We start from the raw sequence: 16,545 nt of genomic DNA, 5'->3' as shown, positions 1-16,545 counted from the left end.
AAAGACAGGGATTGGCCTTGAGTTCAATCTCTGTCTTTTTTGTTTCTTCTTCTGTTTTTCTTTCTCTTTTTTCGCGATAACAATATATTTTTTGACTTAGAAATAGTGTAAGAATTTAAAATTAAATTAATAATATTGCATAGGATTATTATCTTTATGGCAAAGATCCTTGGCATAAAATAGCTTGTAACAAAAATCAAACTAATAATGCTAAAGATGTCCACAAAATATTCCACATACATAGTCATGGAAAAAATTGTGTTTTCTGAAAATTTCAAGTTGACAGAAAGCACATTAATAAAAAATAAAAGCATGATAAAGGAATAAGTAACTATGGAAATATTAATGCTGGCAGTCAAAATGTAAATCTGTAGCATAAAAAACATAGAAAACTTAACCATGAGAAGTCCAATTTCATAAACTTCAAGCTTTAGCTTTTGAGATTCGTAAAGCTTATCAATGTCCCATTCTTCCATTAGGGCATTTAAAATCTTTGTAGTCTTAATCTTTTCGCAGATCCAAGATGGCAAAAGACTCAAGATAAAAATGCTAACGACAAGACTCTTTAAGACGTCAAACAAACCTGTCCCTTGAAAGCGTCTAAAGTAGTTAAAGGTAAAGACTATAAGTCCAATAAGGGCAGATATTGATAAAATCTTTAAAAATGCCTTAAAAATTTCATAGTTCTTCCCACTTATGAGAAAATTGCCTGGTTCGCTATAGGCTCCTGCAAACTCGTAGGGGTTTCCCATCCTATTTAATTCTTTTTTTATATCTTCTTCCGTGTAAATTTCCGGAAGTCTATCTCTCAGTATATCTAAAAAATCCTCTTTGGCAGCTTCTTGCTTGTCATAGGGAATGTATCTTTGCAAATAATAAATATATCTATCGACGAGTTCATGTTCATTTAATTTCATAAAATCATCCTCGTTTATATTATAAGTTAAATATTGGTTCTTTTAAATGAATAATATTAAATTTAAAAATTATTTTGACTTTCTCTCTACAAGTTATAAATTTTAATTTTCTTGTAGATTTTTCAAAGGTAAATTTTTTAAAATTTAAAATTTTCTATAAATCAAAAATTCCAATAAAAAAAGTCCTGTTACCAGGACTCTCTTAATCAAGTACATAAACTTTTACATTTCTTCTGCCAAAATTTCTAGCTTGGGCACTTGTGCTGTAGAATAAGTCAATTCTATTTCCCTTAATTGCTCCACCAGTATCTTCTGCTGTAGCATATCCGTAAGTTGCAAAGCCGTCCATACTTTCGATGTAAAGCTTTGAGCCTAGTGGTATAACCTTAGGGTCAACTGCAACTGCCCCAACTCTTGCTCTTGTTCCCATAGCAGTTTTTGAACCTGCTGTAGGGTCGTAAGCAGTAGCTTGCATAACAATTACTCTCTTAGCTGACTTGCCATTAGGAGCTGCAGTTCCTTTTTTAGTTCCAACTTCAACAACTTCCTTTACAGGCTCCTTTGTAATTTCACTTTTTATAACTTCAGTTGATTCTAAATTTCCATTTACATAAGTGTTCTTTAGGTTTTCTAGCTTTTCTCCAACTTGTCCCTTAGTGATTACATTTTTTTCACCTTCAAACATTTCATTGTTTTCACGAGTTTCTGTTTCAAAAGGAATTTCTAGCTTGTTTTCTATGTTTTCTTCAACAACTCTGTCGATCTTGATTTCCATTCCTTCTTTAGCAATTTCGTCAAGTGGAAGAGAAACCCTATCAAGTTTACTTAGTTTAATGCCAAGATTTTCAAGTACATCAGCAACTGTGTAGCCATTAGCTTCGGCAATTAAAGTCTTGTTACCATCTTTTATGTGGTAAGACTTTGGTGAAGTAATCACAATCTTTGAATCCTTAGTAATCTCTTCATCAAGGCTTGGGCTTACAAGGTCCTTGTTCTTAAGAACAATGCCTTCTTTTTCCAAGAAGCTGCCTACTGTCTTTTCGTATGTAAATACTGTCTTTGTTTGTCCGTTGATATTTAGTTCAACGTCTTTGCCTAGAGCCGTGCTAAAACCCATTGTTAGGATTGACACAAGGGCCAAGGCTATAAGTATAAATTTCGCATTTCTAAAAATGTTCTTTTTACTCAAAAATATTACCTCCATAAATTCAGTTACAAGTTTGTAAATTTTGTTACTACTTTGTAACCTCTTCTAACCTTTAAAGAGTATATTAAAAAATTTAAGATTTGTCAATTTTTCTGTAACTTTTTTGTAAATCTCCTATAAATTGGCTTGGTTGAGCCATTCTATAATTTGAACAAAATAGATGTATTTTAAATCAAAAATATCTATAGGCTGAAAGCAAGTAATATAGCCATTCTTCTCCTTATATTACATTTTTATTACAAAAAACCTTGACATTTCTATGCTTTTTTGTCAATTTTTGAATAAAAATTTATTATTTACACCTAAAATTTGTCTCGTAAGTCTTTTATAATTTCTAATTTATTAACCAAGTAAAAAATATTTTCTTTCTATAGAAAACTTATTATTTTAAATTGAATTAAAAATTAATTTTAATCTTAAAATGTATAAAATTTATTTTCCTAAAATGTTTTCAATATAAAATAGAAAATAAAAAAGCTTAAAAAATTATTATCCACTTATAATTTTCTAAGCTTTTTTTATAAATTTTAAATTAAGACATTAGGTTTTCTACAAACCTTCTTGCCATCTTGGCAGTAAATCCCCAGATAATTTCATCTTCATATTCATAGAAGAGGACTTCTTCTCTCCCCCTCTTAAACTTGTAGTTGACTCCATTGGGTATCAAGTGATAAGGAAACTCCTTGTTCCTTTCAACCCTTAAATTGATCTTATAGGATTTTGGTTTAGTCTTTAAAAAATAAGAAAGAGGAACTGTAAAAACTTTTTCCACCTCATCTTCAGATGGAGAAATTTTATCAAAATCCTTTTTGATTTCTCCAACAAAGGTGTAAATAATTGCTGCATAGGGATTGACCACAAAGTCTCCCTCAGAATAAATTTCAATTTCCCTTCCTGAAATCAAAAGCTCTTCTGCAGTCTCTCTAACAGCTGCCTCTCTTGGACTCTCTCCCTTTTCAATCCTTCCCCCTGGAAAAGAAATTTCACCAGGTTGATTTCTAAGAGTGAAGGCCCTCTTCTCAAAGAGAAGGTGAATTTCCCCGTCTCTTTTTATAAGGGGAATCATAACGGAAAACCTATTTTTCACATCAACAGGCAGAGGCTTTCTTCCTTGGACCTTGGCTTTAATTTTTCTTAAATTTAAGTCTTGGTCAGTTGACATTTTCTATCTCCCTCATAAATTCTTCTACTGTATAAACTCTAAATCTGTCAATTTTCTTCCTATTACCCTCTTTTTCCAGAAGCTTATATAGGAGCTCATCATACCTAAAGTTCTCTGACATCTCCAAGTCTTCAGCAAGCTTTGGAGCATAATCCTCAAAAATTGTCCTGGCAAGCTTATTTTCGCTTTCATTGATTTTATCCTTTAAGAGCCTGTAAATATACTTTAAGCTCTCTTCTTCATCAAGGGGCATAATATAATATTCTTCACCCCTTAGGCCCTTAACAGCACGAAAGGCATCAAAATAGCCAAGTTTTATCAAGTCATCGGCCCTGTTCTTGTCAAAGCCAAGAGAAGACCCTAAATCATGACTTGGCTTAATAATATAATTTGCCCTCTCAATATTTTTAAGAGGAGTCTTAGAAAGTCTAACTAAGACAATGTCAGTGTCGTCATCAATCATCTCCATGGGAGCTGGTGATGCAAAACCTCCGTCAATAAAATACTTGCCGTGAAGACGTTGTAGCTTGAAAACAGGAAGGTAACAAGAAGCAATAATATAGTCCTTTAAAAGTCCCTTTTCAATATCTTCCTTAAATAGTCTATCAACCTTGAGGTCAGACACATTTACTGTGCAAATTCCAAAGTCCACATCAGATTCCCTTAGTTTATCTTCATCTATAAATTGATCCACCAACTTAAAGAGAGGATAAGGTGACCTGGTTAGCTCTGGAATCCTGATATCATGTTTACGAAGCTTTTCCACTATTTTTGTAAAAAGATTTTCGTCTCTCTCTATTTCTTGTAATTCATTTTCAAAAGCCGAAAAGTCTAAAGACTTCCAAGCCTTAAAACATTCATAGGCATCCCCTTGGGCAAACATAGCTCCATTAAAGGCACCTATGCTAGTTCCAACAATTTTTGAAAAGTCGAATCCCATTTCCATGAGGGCGAAGTAGGCGCCTACTTGGTAGGCACCCTTAGCTCCTCCACCTTCGAGGACTAATGCCCATTTTTTCATTTTACACTTCCTAATTCAGATGTACAGTGTGGACATCTTGTTGCATTAATATCAATTTTAGACTTACAGAAAGGACATTCCTTTTCAGTTGGAGCTGGAGCTTCTTCTTCCTTCTTGAATTTGTCAGTAACCTTTGCAATTTGTTTAATCATTAAGAAAATAACAAAGGCAATAATCAAGAAGTCAAACACTGATTGTAAAAATATTCCGTACTTAACCTCAGCAGTTCCCACTGTAACAGCAAGATCTTCGAAGCTAACTCCTCCAAGTAAGATGCCAATTAAAGGCATTAAAATATTTTCTACAAGGCTTGAAACGATTTTACCAAAGGCACCACCTATGATAACACCCACAGCCATGTCCATAACATTACCTTGCGCTATAAACTCTTTAAATTCATCAACAAAATTCTTCATTTTTCCTCCTTTAATTAAAATAATATAGTAAAAATAATTTCTTACTGATATCTATTACCCATATTGAAGATAAAAAAACTATAAATAAAAAATCCCAAGCCAATTACATGACTTGAGACAATTTCTTCTATAATATATTGATTTTTTATCTTTAAGTTAAGCTTCAATTTCTTTTCCTTCTTCCTTACTTAAGAAGACATCCACCAAGGCACCTCCAAGTATAAATGCCATGCCTATTATTACATTTCTTGGAGGGACTTCTCCATTAAAGAGCAAGACCCAAATTGGATTTAGAATTGGTTCTGCAAGTGCAATTATAACTGCCTTCTCTAACTTGACCCTTCTTAGCCCCCAAGAGTAAAGAGCATAAGAAAGTCCTGAAATTGAAATTCCCGCCAAGACAATTAAAATAATGTCAGAAATCTTTGTGGGTGGATTCCCAAAGTTAAAAAGAAGAGCCAAGGCATAAAGACCACAGCAAATTAAATTTATAATTGAAACTATGCCAAGGGGGTTTCCTTCTTCAACCTTTTGTAAAAACTGCGAATAGCATACAAAGGACAATCCTATGGCAAGTCCTGTTAGTATAGCTAGGTAATTCCTATCCCTAAAGATCCTCAAAATATTTACTATAACTCCAATAAATATGAAAGTGAAGACAAGTATATTCTTCTTTTTTATATTTTTATATTTAATAAAGTTATAGGCAATTAGATACATTGGTGCTGTATATTGTAGAGAAATAGCCATAGCCGAAGTTGAAATCTGTGTTGTAATTGTCAGTGTCAACAAGAATAGTGACATTGAAACTGCCGCCAAGACTAAATATTTTTTTGGTTTAATAGGCTTGGATTTAATAAATCCTGATAAAAAAATAAATCCTCCAGCACTTCTTATTAGAGTTATCCAAATTGCACTTGCATCAACAGTCTTTACAATAAAACCCGACAAGCTCCAAAGAACTACTGCAATAAAAATTGAAATATAACCTTTCTTTTCATAGCTCATAATTCTTCTCTATTTAAGAGACTCCACCTCCTAAGATTTCAGTAATTAGGTGTTGTATTCGTCAAAATAAAAATAAATGGATTTTTATCAGACTTTCCTAATTAATTGATTCTAGTCTCTTAGTTATTAAATATATTGTGCCAAAATCATTTTATTAATTACTAATAAAAATATAATAAGGAGACGAGCCTGTTAGCAGCCTCGTCCCTGTCAATTTCATTATTTCTTTAACAAACTTATATTTATCAAAATGTCTTCTTACTTAAGCTATTTCTTTTAGAAACACTTTAAAAGATTCATAAAAATTTATCACAGATGGAATATTTGCTGATTCAGAAGGACTGTGAAGACCTGTGTGATCTGGCCCAACACTAATAATATCAAGACTAGGCTTCTTGTTTATTAGATATCCTGCTTCTAAACCGGCAGGTGAGACTTTTATTTCTAATTTTTTATTGAGTTCTTTTTCAAAAATTTCCTTATAGATATCTCTTAATTTGCTATCAGGGTTAAATCTCCAACCTGGGTATTCTGCATAGATCTTTACATCACCACCATATATATCCGAAATCGTAGAAATTTTATTGTAAGTGTATTCTACTTGAGATTTTTCCATAGCCCTTATCTCATTAATAAATTTAACACAATCATCTTCAATTTTAACTTCGCCTAAATTATTAGATGAAATAACTACATGATTTTTAGGATCTACTTCAAAAATTCCATTAGGATATAATTTTATAATATTTATTATCTTATTAAAATCTTCAGAATTTATTGCTTCTTGTTCAGAGTTTGACTCTTCAGAATTAACACAAATAGTATCTGAAAAAGAATTATATTCATAATGAAGCTCTCTTTCAAAGTTATCAAGAATCTTGTCTATTTGATCTTTATCCAAATCTGTACTAATAATTGCGTAAGCTTCTCTTGGAATAGCAAGTCTAAAAGTACCACCATTGATGTCCAAAATTTCTATATTATCCTCAAGTTTTTCTAATAGTCGAGATAAAGTTATAATAGCGTTACCTCTACCTTTTTCTATATCTTCTCCAGAATGTCCTCCTAAAAATCCGCTAACTTTTATTTTTAAAGTATTTTTGAATCGTCTTTGTTGTCTGTTGATTTTTAAAGAGAAAGTTACTCCAGCTCCACCATTACTTCCTGCTATAATTTCATCATCTTTACTATTATCAATGTTGATAGCTCTATTTCCTATTATCCAATCCTTTGATAGATTATTTACACCGCTAAAATCATCTTCCTCTACAGTGGTAAATATTGCTGTTATTGGAGGGTGTGACGTTTCCTTATCTTCTAAAATCGACATTATTACTGCCACACCAATTCCATTATCAGCACCAAGAGTTGTCTTTCCACCTGTATTAAGTTCATCTCCGTCAATTTGAACAGGGATAGGATCATTATCAAAGTCAAAATCAAAGCCATCTTGCTTTTGACAAACCATATCTAAGTGAGCTTGCAAGATTAATTCTTCTTTATTTTCTCCACCATTTTGACCATCTTTTAAAATTAGTAGATTAAAATTATCGTCTTGTTTAACATCAAGATTAAGTTTTTCTGCCCAATTTTTTAAATAATTTGACACTTTTTCTTCTTTAAATGATGGTCTAGGAATTTCTGTAAGCTTTAAAAAATTGTTAAAAATTTGAATTTCCTTAAGTTCATTGATTGAGTTATATTTTTTCATTATTACCTCCTAGAATGGTCCAAGGCCAATGTTTACAGCAACAATACATGCTACAATTCCTATTAGGTACCATAATAAAACTAGTTTCCAGAACCATTTAATCCACTTTCCATAAGATATGTTCATCATTCCAAGAGCAACCATTATTGTAGCTTCTGCTGGTGAAAGCAAGTTAGTTATTCCATCACCCATGTGGAAAGCTAGTGCAACAGTTTGTCTTGTTATACCAAGAACATCTGCCATTGGTACCAAAATAGGCATAACTAGTACGGCTTTTCCTGAACCTGAAGGTACAAATAAGTTTATTATTGATATTACGATAAATGATAATGGAGCAGATACTATAGAAGGAACATTTGCTAAAAATCCTGTTAAAGCATGTACAATAACATCAAGTATATGACCATCCATCATTACTATTGTCAAACCTCTTGCTAAACCAACACATAAACAAGGATATAGTAAATCAGCAGCACCATTTACAAAAGCATTCACTCCTTCGTTTATTGGTTTACCTGAAATAATTGTTATAACTATAGTTAATAGAATAAAAACTGCTGCCATTTCTCCTAAGTAAAAATGATATACAATTACTCCATAAATAATTCCTATAACAGCTAATACAAAAGATAACAATACCAATTTATGTCTTGTGGAAAATTCAACATCTGTAGAAATTTCTTCCCTATATTTGCTTGTCTTATCTTCTTCATATGATAATGATAGCTGAGGATTTTTATGAATTTTATCTGCATATCTATATATATAAGCAATTGTCACAATAAGTGCAACAACCCATATTACTAATCTGAAACCAATTCCAGAATATGGTGGTAGTTCTGCTATTTGTTGAGAAATCCCTAAAGTGAAAGGGTTCATAACTCCACCTATATAACCAACAGCAACACCACATATACCTATTACAACACCTGTTATAGAGTCAAATCCTAAGGCCAAGCACAAAGTTATTTGCATTGGTAAAAAAGCTAGACACTCTTCAAAGTTCCCTAGAAAAGCTCCTCCCAAAGCCCACAAAGTTACGAAAAATACCACTACGAGTTTTTCTTTTCCCTTTAACTTAGTTGCTGTTTTTGAAAGCAATGCTTCCAAAGCGCCTGTTAAATTAAGTACTCCAAAAGCTCCACCTATAATTAATAGGAATGAAGTTATTTCAGAAGAATCAACAAGTCCTTGATGGACAGAAGATAGCACTTTCCAAAGACCAACTGGTGTATTTTCAATATAATGGAATGAACTTGGATCAACCATTTCTCTACCAGTTTCAGGATCTAATATCCTTGTGTATTCTCCAGCTGGAACTAAATAAGTTAAAATTGATACAACTACCATTAAAATGCATATTAATAGTAGAGCATCGGGTGATTTGAATTTTTTTAATTTTTCTTTTAATTTACTCATTTTAATACCTCCTAAATAAAATATAACACCCTTAGAAACACAATTATAATAATAGTGATTGCAATATACTACTTTCACTAAATCGACTTTCAGGACAATATCAAACAATAACTAATATAATTATTCCTTTTAATTAATTCTTTATATATTTTTATACTCAAAATATTGATAATAGGATAATTGTCCTCTTTCTCTACAACAAAACTCATTTTCTTATATTTAACTTAATCCCCCCTTATAATCACAAAATCCTAGACTTGTCTTTTTACAATAAATAAAAATAGTCATCTAGGATTAGGAATCAATTCTGATGTTAAAATTCATATCATATACTGTTATATATTTAAATATAATGAATTTTCTCAACTTCCTTTAGACTTACTTTTATATAAAAAGTTTTAATATAACCTTTTCCCATAACTCAGACTTATTTTATAAATCTTTTTTATGTAAATATTTTTTACTAGTGCTATTTTGCATTATCTAATAGATAGTCAAAAATTTCTAAAAAAGACTTTTCGTGTGAGTCTAGGTCCAATTTATCTCCTTGGATCATGGCCTCGTAAACATAGGACTCGTGCACGCTTATGATTATCTTTAGGGTTATATCAGATTTTTTATCCTCTATTGTCCCTTCACTAACTAGTTGGTCTACTATTTGCTTATCTCTAGAATACATATTTCCCTGAGTCAAGAGACCCCTTAGAAGCTCATCGTGACCCTCAAGATCGTCAGGAAATATATCATAGTATTCTTTTATAACTTCTAATAACATAGGACTGTATTTTCCAAAAAACATATTGTGAAATATAACTGGCGACCTAAAGGCATAGTGGTTAAAAGTTTCATAAACTGTCCTATACTTTTCTATAGTTGTCATACCTTTTTTTATATTTCTTGCTAAGGCAGATGTATATTCTCTCAAGTACCTAATTGATGCAAATAAAATTAAGTGTTCTAAATCTTCAAAGTAGTAGTAAAGCGTTGCTGAATTGTAGCCTGCCCTCTTAGCTATTTTTCTTATGGAAATTTTATCTATATCGTCTTCCTTCATTAGGTCTTCTGTAGCCTCAATGAAGCATGTCATGACTTTTTTCTTTTTTTCGATAACATTCATAACTTTATCAACTCCTTTCATATTTTTAATCACGATTAATTAATTTCAATCACGATTATATTATCTAATATTTACTTTGTCAACACTTTATTAAAATAAATTTATAAAAAATAGAAAAAGACCTAGGAGTAAATCCTAGATCTTTCGTCATCCAACACTTTCAAATTTGTTTTAACTTAACCTTATTCTTATTTATAAGTTCCATGGCGTAATCGTCTACCCTATAGGCTTCGTGGTATATTATTTCTCCTATGCCTGCTTGGATAAGAGCCTTGGTGCAATTGAGGCAAGGGAAGTGTGTTACATAAGCCTTGGCTCCCCTTACTGATATTCCTTCTTTTGCACAATACAAGAGGGCATTCATCTCTGCATGGATTGTTGCTATGCAGTGGCCATCACGCATTGTGTGGCCGACTTCGTCGCAGTGGGGGTTGCCTGTTACTGATCCGTTGTAGCCTGTTGAGACTATCCTGTTGTCAGAGTTCACAAGGACGCAACCCACAAAGGCCCTGTCACAAGTGGACCTTGTTGCCACCATTTCTGTTATTTCCATAAAATATTCATCCCAAGATTTTCTCATTTTGCCTCCTTTGCAAGTTGATCTACAAGTTCATTGTACTTGACCCCAGAGTGGGCCTCTACTTTTATAAATTTTACCTCCAGCTTGTCCTTTATGGAATCATAAAAGTTTTTGTAGTAAATTGTTCCTTCTTTATTGGTCTTCCAAAAGCCAAGAGCCCAAGACCTTATCCCCTCGTAGTCGTAGTGTAAATAGATTTTTTTCTTGCCAAGCTTAACTGCCTCTTCCATGGCACGCATGGCTCCCTTGATTTCTCCCGATACATTCCTCATCTCTGAGTCCTTGAAAAATCTCTTTGAATAAGTATATTCTTCTTCATCGTTAAACATGTAGACTCCATAGGAGTGGGACTTGTCCTTATTCCTGTAAGACCCGTCAACATAAACTACAAGTTCATCTTTTTCTGCGAATTCTTTCTTCTCTTCTTCTACTTCATTTATAAAAGCTTCTGCATCCTCACGAGTGGAAAACTTTTTGAAACTTGCTCCCTTAAAGCCCATAGTTTCTCTCTTGCACTCATCCCAAGTGTGATAGATGCCAGGATTTCTTCCTATTCTAACTGCGTAATACTTCATATTCACCTCAAAATTTTGTCATTTGTCAACTATGTCTACTTATTATATAATTAGAAGTAATTAGAAGTCTACACTTTTGGAGGTAAAAATGAACAAAGAACAATTTGAAAGAATGAAAAATGGCAAGGGCTTTATTGCTGCTCTTGATCAATCTGGTGGATCAACACCAAAGGCCCTATTAAATTATGGTGTTACTGAAGATGCTTATTCAAACGAAGAAGAAATGTTTGATAAGGTCCACGAAATGAGAAAGAGAATTATAAAAGACGAAGCCTTTACATCTGATAGAATTTTAGCTGCAATCCTATTTAAGGTCACTATGAATTCTAAAATCGATGGCAAGTTCACTGGTGACTACCTTTGGGAAGAAAAGGGCATAGTTCCAATCCTTAAAGTTGACGAAGGCCTTGATGTAGAAAAAGACGGCGCTCAACTTATGAAGCCTTTCAAACACATTGACGAACTTCTTGAAAATGCTAAGGAAAGAAATATTTTTGGAACTAAGATGCGTTCTGTTGTAAAGGAACTTAATGAAGAGTCTATTAAAAAAGTTGTTGAACAACAATTTGATTACGCAAAGAAAATTTCTGCAGCAGGTTTTGTTCCTATTATCGAGCCAGAAGTTGACATCCACGCTAAGGACAAGGCTGAAATAGAAGAGGTTCTTAAAAAATATCTTGTGGAAGAACTTAAAAAATTAGACAAGGAAACTTATGTAATGTTTAAGTTAACTCTTCCAGAAAAAGAAAATCTTTACGAAGACCTTTACGACTTTGACCAAACTGTTAGGGTTGTTGCTCTTTCTGGTGGCTACTCAAGAGATGACGCCAACGAAAAACTTAGAAAAAACAAGGGCGTAATTGCTTCTTACTCAAGAGCCCTTACTGAAGGTCTTAATGTAAATCAAACTGATGAAGAATTTACAAAGATGCTTGATGATTCTATCGAAAAGAATTACTCAGCTTCAGTTGAAAAATAAAATTAATTATTAAGCCTCTGATTTCTTCAGAGGTTTTTTTGTGTGTTTTTTGCTTAACCACTCTTAAATGCCTTCTTATTGACATTGACAGGCCCCTAATGTAAACTATTTCATAAGCATATTTTTCTTGGAGTATCGAAATTAAGCCAAGAGATTTATTTTTAATTAAGTCCCAAGAGGACTAAAGTTAGGAGAAGAATTATGGATGACAAATTAAAAACTCGTGATGGTTTTAAAAGTAAGTGGGGCTTTATCCTCGCCTGTATTGGCTCTGCCGTTGGCATGGGAAATATTTGGCGCTTCCCAACAATGGTCTCAGCCTATGGAGGCATGACCTTCCTCATACCCTACCTTATTTTCGTAGCCCTCATTGGTTCCACTGGAGTTATTTCAGAGATGGCCCTGGGAAGATCTGCCCAAGCAGGTCCAGTTGATGCCTTTGGCGACTGCACAGAACTCAGGTGGCAAAATAGGAAAATTGGAGAAATCATTGGACTTATACCAGTCCTTGGTTCCCTTGCCCTTGCCATAGGTTACACTTGTGTCATGGGTTGGATTTTTAAATATACATATCTTGGAATCTCTGGCAATCTTTATGAGCTAGGCCAAGACATGGATGCAATTGGTGGAACTTTTGGCCAAACTGCATCAGCCTTTGGGGCAAATATGTGGATAGTAATTGCAATTATTGCAAGTTTTGCCATTATGGTAATGGGAATTTCTGATGGAATTGAAAAGGCAAACAAGATTATGATGCCTACACTTTTCATTCTCTTCGTTGGACTTGCAATTTATATCTTTAATCTTCCTGGATCCCACGAAGGTTACAAGTATATTTTTTCTGTGAATCCTGAAGGACTAAAGAGTCGTGAAGTGTGGATTTATGCCTTTGGACAAGCCTTCTTCTCCTTATCAGTAGCAGGCAATGGAACAGTTATCTATGGGTCTTACCTACCTAAGGATGAATGCATTCCATCATCAGCAAGAAATGTTGCAGTCTTTGATACCATAGCAGCAATGATGGCGGCAATAGTAATTATTCCAGCCATGGCAGCAGCATCAGCTGAACTTGACGCAGGTGGCCCTGGTCTTATGTTTATATATCTTGTAAATGTCTTTAACGGCATGCCCATTGGAAGAATTGTGGGAATGATCTTCTACATCTGTGTTCTTTTCGCAGGACTTAGCTCCATAATAAATCTTTATGAAGCTCCAGTTGCCTACTTCCAAGAGAGATTTCATTTCTCAAGACCCCTTGCCACAGTTATAATCCACATCATAGGTTGCACAGCAGCTATAATGATTCAGGGAATAGTAAGTGGTTGGATGGACGTAGTTTCCATTTACATTTGTCCACTTGGCGCAGCCCTTGCAGGCATAATGTTCCTTTGGATTGCAGGAAAAGATTATGTCCTTGCCGCAGTAAATGAAGGTTCTCCAAAGGGTATTGGATCTTGGTACTACCCACTTGCAAAGTATGTATATGTAACAGCAGCCATTGTTGCCCTAATAGCAGGCGCAAGACTAGGTGGCATTGGTTAATAAAATATTGAAAATAAAAAAAGTGTTGGCTTTTGTAATAGCCAGCACTTTTCTTTTGCATATTTTTTCTTAAAAATTATCCTTTTTATTTCTAAATTCTATAAACTCATCTAAGTCCTTTGCCAAGAAGAAAGGATTTATTTTTTTCTCTTTTCCTATTGTAGATGGAAGTGTAATTTTATCTTCATCTCTTAGTTTCCTTACCCTTTCATATTCCCTATCCAGGTCCTCATTAGAAATTATAGACTTGGCAAATTTTAAATTGGCAAGAGAATACTCATGAGCAGGATAAACCACGGTGTCGTCAGCTAGGTTTTTTAACTTCTTAAGTCCTTCGTAAGCTTTTTTATAGTCCTTAGTGAAGACCCTGCCACAACCTGCTAGGAAGAGGGCATCGCCGCAGAATAAGTTACCATCAACTAAATAAGAAATGTGATCCTCAGTGTGGCCACCTGTGGAAATAACCTTGAAGTCTTCTCCGAAAATTTCAAATTCGTCTCCATCCTTTAAAGTCACATCGTTATATTCACTGGTTTCAGTAGGTCCATAAACCTTGGCTCCGTATTTTATCTTAAGCTCGTCAACACCACCAACATGATCCATGTGATTGTGGGTTAGAATTATATAGTCAAGTTTTTTATTCTTCAAATGATCTATAACAGGACCTGCATCGCCAGGATCAACAACAATAAGCTTGCCATCCTTCTCAATAGTCCAAATATAATTGTCGTTAAAAGCTTTAATAAAATTAATATTCATAAAACACCTCATAATATTCTTACTCTTATTGGTGGGATTTAAACATAGATTGAGTTTTGCTTGTCGAAAATCTGTGTTCCTTAATTTTTAGCTGGATAAGGTTCTTCATCAGCTTTACCTTAAATTAAAAAGACAGTCAACTTTGTGACTGCCTTTAATTATGCTTTTTCTTTGCTTACTTAATCCGACTCGCTTGAAAATGCACATTATTCATTCGCATTTTCTACGCTCGCTGGATAAGGTTCTTCATAGCTTCAGGCTCCTTTCAGTCGCCTTCAGCTTGAAGACCGTAAAAAAGTAGCCTTATGGTTTTAAGACTACGTTTTGTTTTTTTATTTAATTTGTTTCAAGATATCCGACTCACTCAAAAATGTTCCCTATTCGGTCACATTTTTTTCGTTCGCTGGATAAGATTTTTCATCAGCTCATGCGTCGCTCACGCTTGCATTCGCTGTGAAAACCAGAAAAACCGAGACTCGTCTCGGTTTTTCTTATCATTACATCATACCCATGCCTGGATTCATTGGAGGCATTGCTGGTTCGTCTTCTTTTATGTTTCCTACTGCTGCTTCTGTTGTCAAGATCATTGATGCTACACTTGATGCGTTTTGTAGGGCTGATCTTGTTACTTTTGTAGGGTCTACTATTCCAGCTTCTTTCATATCCACATATTCTGACTTGTAAGCGTCAAAGCCTATTCCTCTATCTTTTGTCTTTACGTGTTCTACGATTACTGAGCCTTCTAGTCCTGCGTTTTCTGCTATTTGTTTTAGTGGTTCTTCTAGAGCTCTTAGGATAATGTTAGCGCCTGTTTTTTCGTCGCCTTCTAATTCATCAACTACTTTTGCAACTGCTTCTATTGAGTCGATTAATACAGTTCCACCGCCTGCAACGATTCCTTCTTCTACTGCTGCTCTTGTTGCTGCTAGGGCATCTTCGATTCTTAGTTTTCTTTCCTTAAGTTCAACTTCTGTTGCTGCCCCAACTTGGATAACTGCAACTCCGCCAGAAAGTTTTGCAAGTCTTTCTTGTAGTTTTTCTTTATCAAATTCTGAATCTGTTTCTTCGATTTGGTTTTTAATGTGGTTAATTCTGTTTTCTAATTCAGATTTTTCCCCAGATCCATTTACAATTACTGTAAGTTCTTTTTCAACTCTTACTTTTGAAGCTGATCCAAGCATTTCTACTGTTGCATCTTTTAGGTCTTGACCTAGGTCAGATGAAATAACTTGTCCACCTGTTAGGATTGCAATGTCTTGAAGCATGTCTTTTCTTCTGTCGCCATAGCCTGGAGCCTTTACTCCAACTACATTAAGTGTTCCTCTAAGTGAGTTAACAACTAGAGTTGCAAGTGCTTCACCGTCAATATCATCTGCAATAATAAGAAGTGGTTTTGATTCTTGAAGAACTTGTTCTAGTAGAGGAAGAATTTCTTGGATATTTGAAATCTTCTTGTCTGTAATTAAAATATATGGGTCTTCTAATTCTGCAACCATCTTGTCAGAATCTGTTACCATGTAAGGAGATAGGTAACCTCTGTCAAATTGCATACCTTCAACAACGTCAAGGCTTGTTCCCATTGATTTTGATTCTTCAACAGTGATAACTCCGTCGTTTCCAACTTTTTCCATTGCTTCAGAAATAAGTTTTCCAACTTGTTCGTTAGCAGCTGAAATAGAAGCAACTTGTTCAATAGCTTCCTTAGATGAAACTTCAGTTGAGAAGTTCTTGATTTCTTCAACAGCCTTATCAACTGCCTTAGCGATTCCCTTTTGAAGAACCATTGGGTTTGCACCTGCTGCAAGGTTTCTCATACCTTCTCTAATGATAGCTTGTGCAAGAAGTGTAGCTGTAGTAGTACCGTCCCCTGCAACGTCATTAGTCTTAGTAGCAACTTCCTTTAAAAGTTGTGCTCCCATATTTTCAAATTTATCTTCACATTCAATTTCTCTTGCAATTGTAACACCGTCGTTAGTAATAAGAGGTGTTCCATATTCCCTATCTAAGATAACATTTCTTCCCTTAGGTCCAAGAGTTACCTTTACTGTATCAGCAAGAGTGTTAATTCCTTTTATTAAGCCTTTTCTAGCATCTTCTGAAAATTTAATTTCCTTTGCCATTTTATCTCTCCT

At 34.1% G+C, this 16,545-nt stretch carries 15 protein-coding genes; 2 read left to right on the top strand and 13 right to left on the bottom strand.

All coding sequences use genetic code 11. The features are described 5' to 3' along the window. Nucleotides 1-23: 23 nt before the first annotated feature. From DRZ96_RS05280 to DRZ96_RS05230, 11 genes are all read right to left on the bottom strand, one after another. Nucleotides 24-917 (bottom strand): hypothetical protein, encoded by an 894-nt coding sequence (locus tag DRZ96_RS05280; RefSeq protein WP_112889850.1) that lies wholly within the window; start codon nucleotides 915-917, stop codon nucleotides 24-26. 202 nt (nucleotides 918-1,119) lie between these two features. Continuing rightward, nucleotides 1,120-2,106, bottom strand: a complete 987-nt coding sequence (locus DRZ96_RS05275; protein WP_083315495.1) for a 3D domain-containing protein — start codon at nucleotides 2,104-2,106, stop codon at nucleotides 1,120-1,122. Between the two features lie 550 nt (nucleotides 2,107-2,656). After that, nucleotides 2,657-3,286, bottom strand: a complete 630-nt coding sequence (locus tag DRZ96_RS05270; protein ID WP_112889849.1) for an NUDIX hydrolase — start codon at nucleotides 3,284-3,286, stop codon at nucleotides 2,657-2,659. Continuing rightward, complete coding sequence (locus DRZ96_RS05265) at nucleotides 3,276-4,307, bottom strand: patatin-like phospholipase family protein (protein ID WP_112889848.1); 1,032 nt, start codon at nucleotides 4,305-4,307, stop codon at nucleotides 3,276-3,278. The genes DRZ96_RS05270 and DRZ96_RS05265 overlap by 11 nt, the downstream gene beginning before the upstream one ends. Beyond that, on the bottom strand, nucleotides 4,304-4,723 hold the full coding sequence (gene mscL / locus DRZ96_RS05260; protein WP_112889847.1) for a large conductance mechanosensitive channel protein MscL: 420 nt from the start codon (nucleotides 4,721-4,723) through the stop codon (nucleotides 4,304-4,306). Before mscL ends, DRZ96_RS05265 begins: the two co-directional genes overlap by 4 nt. Before the next feature lie 156 nt (nucleotides 4,724-4,879). Then, on the bottom strand, nucleotides 4,880-5,731 hold the full coding sequence (locus DRZ96_RS05255; protein ID WP_112889846.1) for a DMT family transporter: 852 nt from the start codon (nucleotides 5,729-5,731) through the stop codon (nucleotides 4,880-4,882). A 262-nt stretch (nucleotides 5,732-5,993) separates the two neighbouring features. Then, nucleotides 5,994-7,442 carry a beta-Ala-His dipeptidase gene (pepD, locus tag DRZ96_RS05250; protein ID WP_112889845.1) on the bottom strand — a complete coding sequence of 483 codons (1,449 nt, stop codon included), beginning with the start codon at nucleotides 7,440-7,442 and terminating at the stop codon, nucleotides 5,994-5,996. Nucleotides 7,443-7,451: 9 nt separating this feature from the next. After that, complete coding sequence (locus DRZ96_RS05245) at nucleotides 7,452-8,861, bottom strand: YfcC family protein (RefSeq protein ID WP_070700330.1); 1,410 nt, start codon at nucleotides 8,859-8,861, stop codon at nucleotides 7,452-7,454. A 469-nt stretch (nucleotides 8,862-9,330) separates the two neighbouring features. Further along, complete coding sequence (locus DRZ96_RS05240; RefSeq protein WP_236587166.1) at nucleotides 9,331-9,999, bottom strand: TetR/AcrR family transcriptional regulator; 669 nt, start codon at nucleotides 9,997-9,999, stop codon at nucleotides 9,331-9,333. Between the two features lie 139 nt (nucleotides 10,000-10,138). Then, nucleotides 10,139-10,558 (bottom strand): deoxycytidylate deaminase, encoded by a 420-nt coding sequence (locus DRZ96_RS05235; RefSeq protein ID WP_112889844.1) that lies wholly within the window; start codon nucleotides 10,556-10,558, stop codon nucleotides 10,139-10,141. Further along, nucleotides 10,555-11,133 carry a ribonuclease H1 domain-containing protein gene (locus tag DRZ96_RS05230; RefSeq protein WP_112889843.1) on the bottom strand — a complete coding sequence of 193 codons (579 nt, stop codon included), beginning with the start codon at nucleotides 11,131-11,133 and terminating at the stop codon, nucleotides 10,555-10,557. The genes DRZ96_RS05235 and DRZ96_RS05230 overlap by 4 nt, the downstream gene beginning before the upstream one ends. A gap of 88 nt (nucleotides 11,134-11,221) precedes the next feature. Here DRZ96_RS05230 and DRZ96_RS05225 point away from each other — a divergent pair, with 88 nt between their 5' ends. Further along, nucleotides 11,222-12,112, top strand: coding sequence for a fructose bisphosphate aldolase (locus DRZ96_RS05225; RefSeq protein WP_112889842.1), 891 nt, complete (start codon nucleotides 11,222-11,224; stop codon nucleotides 12,110-12,112). Nucleotides 12,113-12,313: 201 nt separating this feature from the next. Then, complete coding sequence (locus DRZ96_RS05220) at nucleotides 12,314-13,654, top strand: sodium-dependent transporter (protein ID WP_112889841.1); 1,341 nt, start codon at nucleotides 12,314-12,316, stop codon at nucleotides 13,652-13,654. A 69-nt stretch (nucleotides 13,655-13,723) separates the two neighbouring features. Here DRZ96_RS05220 and gloB read toward each other — a convergent pair whose 3' ends face one another. Next, nucleotides 13,724-14,413, bottom strand: a complete 690-nt coding sequence (gene gloB / locus DRZ96_RS05215; protein ID WP_112889840.1) for a hydroxyacylglutathione hydrolase — start codon at nucleotides 14,411-14,413, stop codon at nucleotides 13,724-13,726. Nucleotides 14,414-14,910: 497 nt separating this feature from the next. Then, nucleotides 14,911-16,533: a chaperonin GroEL gene (gene groL, locus DRZ96_RS05210; protein WP_112889839.1), complete on the bottom strand. Its 1,623-nt coding sequence runs from the start codon at nucleotides 16,531-16,533 to the stop codon at nucleotides 14,911-14,913. Nucleotides 16,534-16,545 lie beyond the last annotated feature (12 nt).

The sequence above is a fragment of the Peptoniphilus harei genome (genome assembly GCF_900454685.1).
GTDB lineage: Bacteria > Bacillota > Clostridia > Tissierellales > Peptoniphilaceae > Peptoniphilus_A > Peptoniphilus_A harei.
The sequence above is the reverse complement of the archived record's forward strand: the minus strand, read 5'-3'. Positions and strand labels throughout refer to the sequence as shown.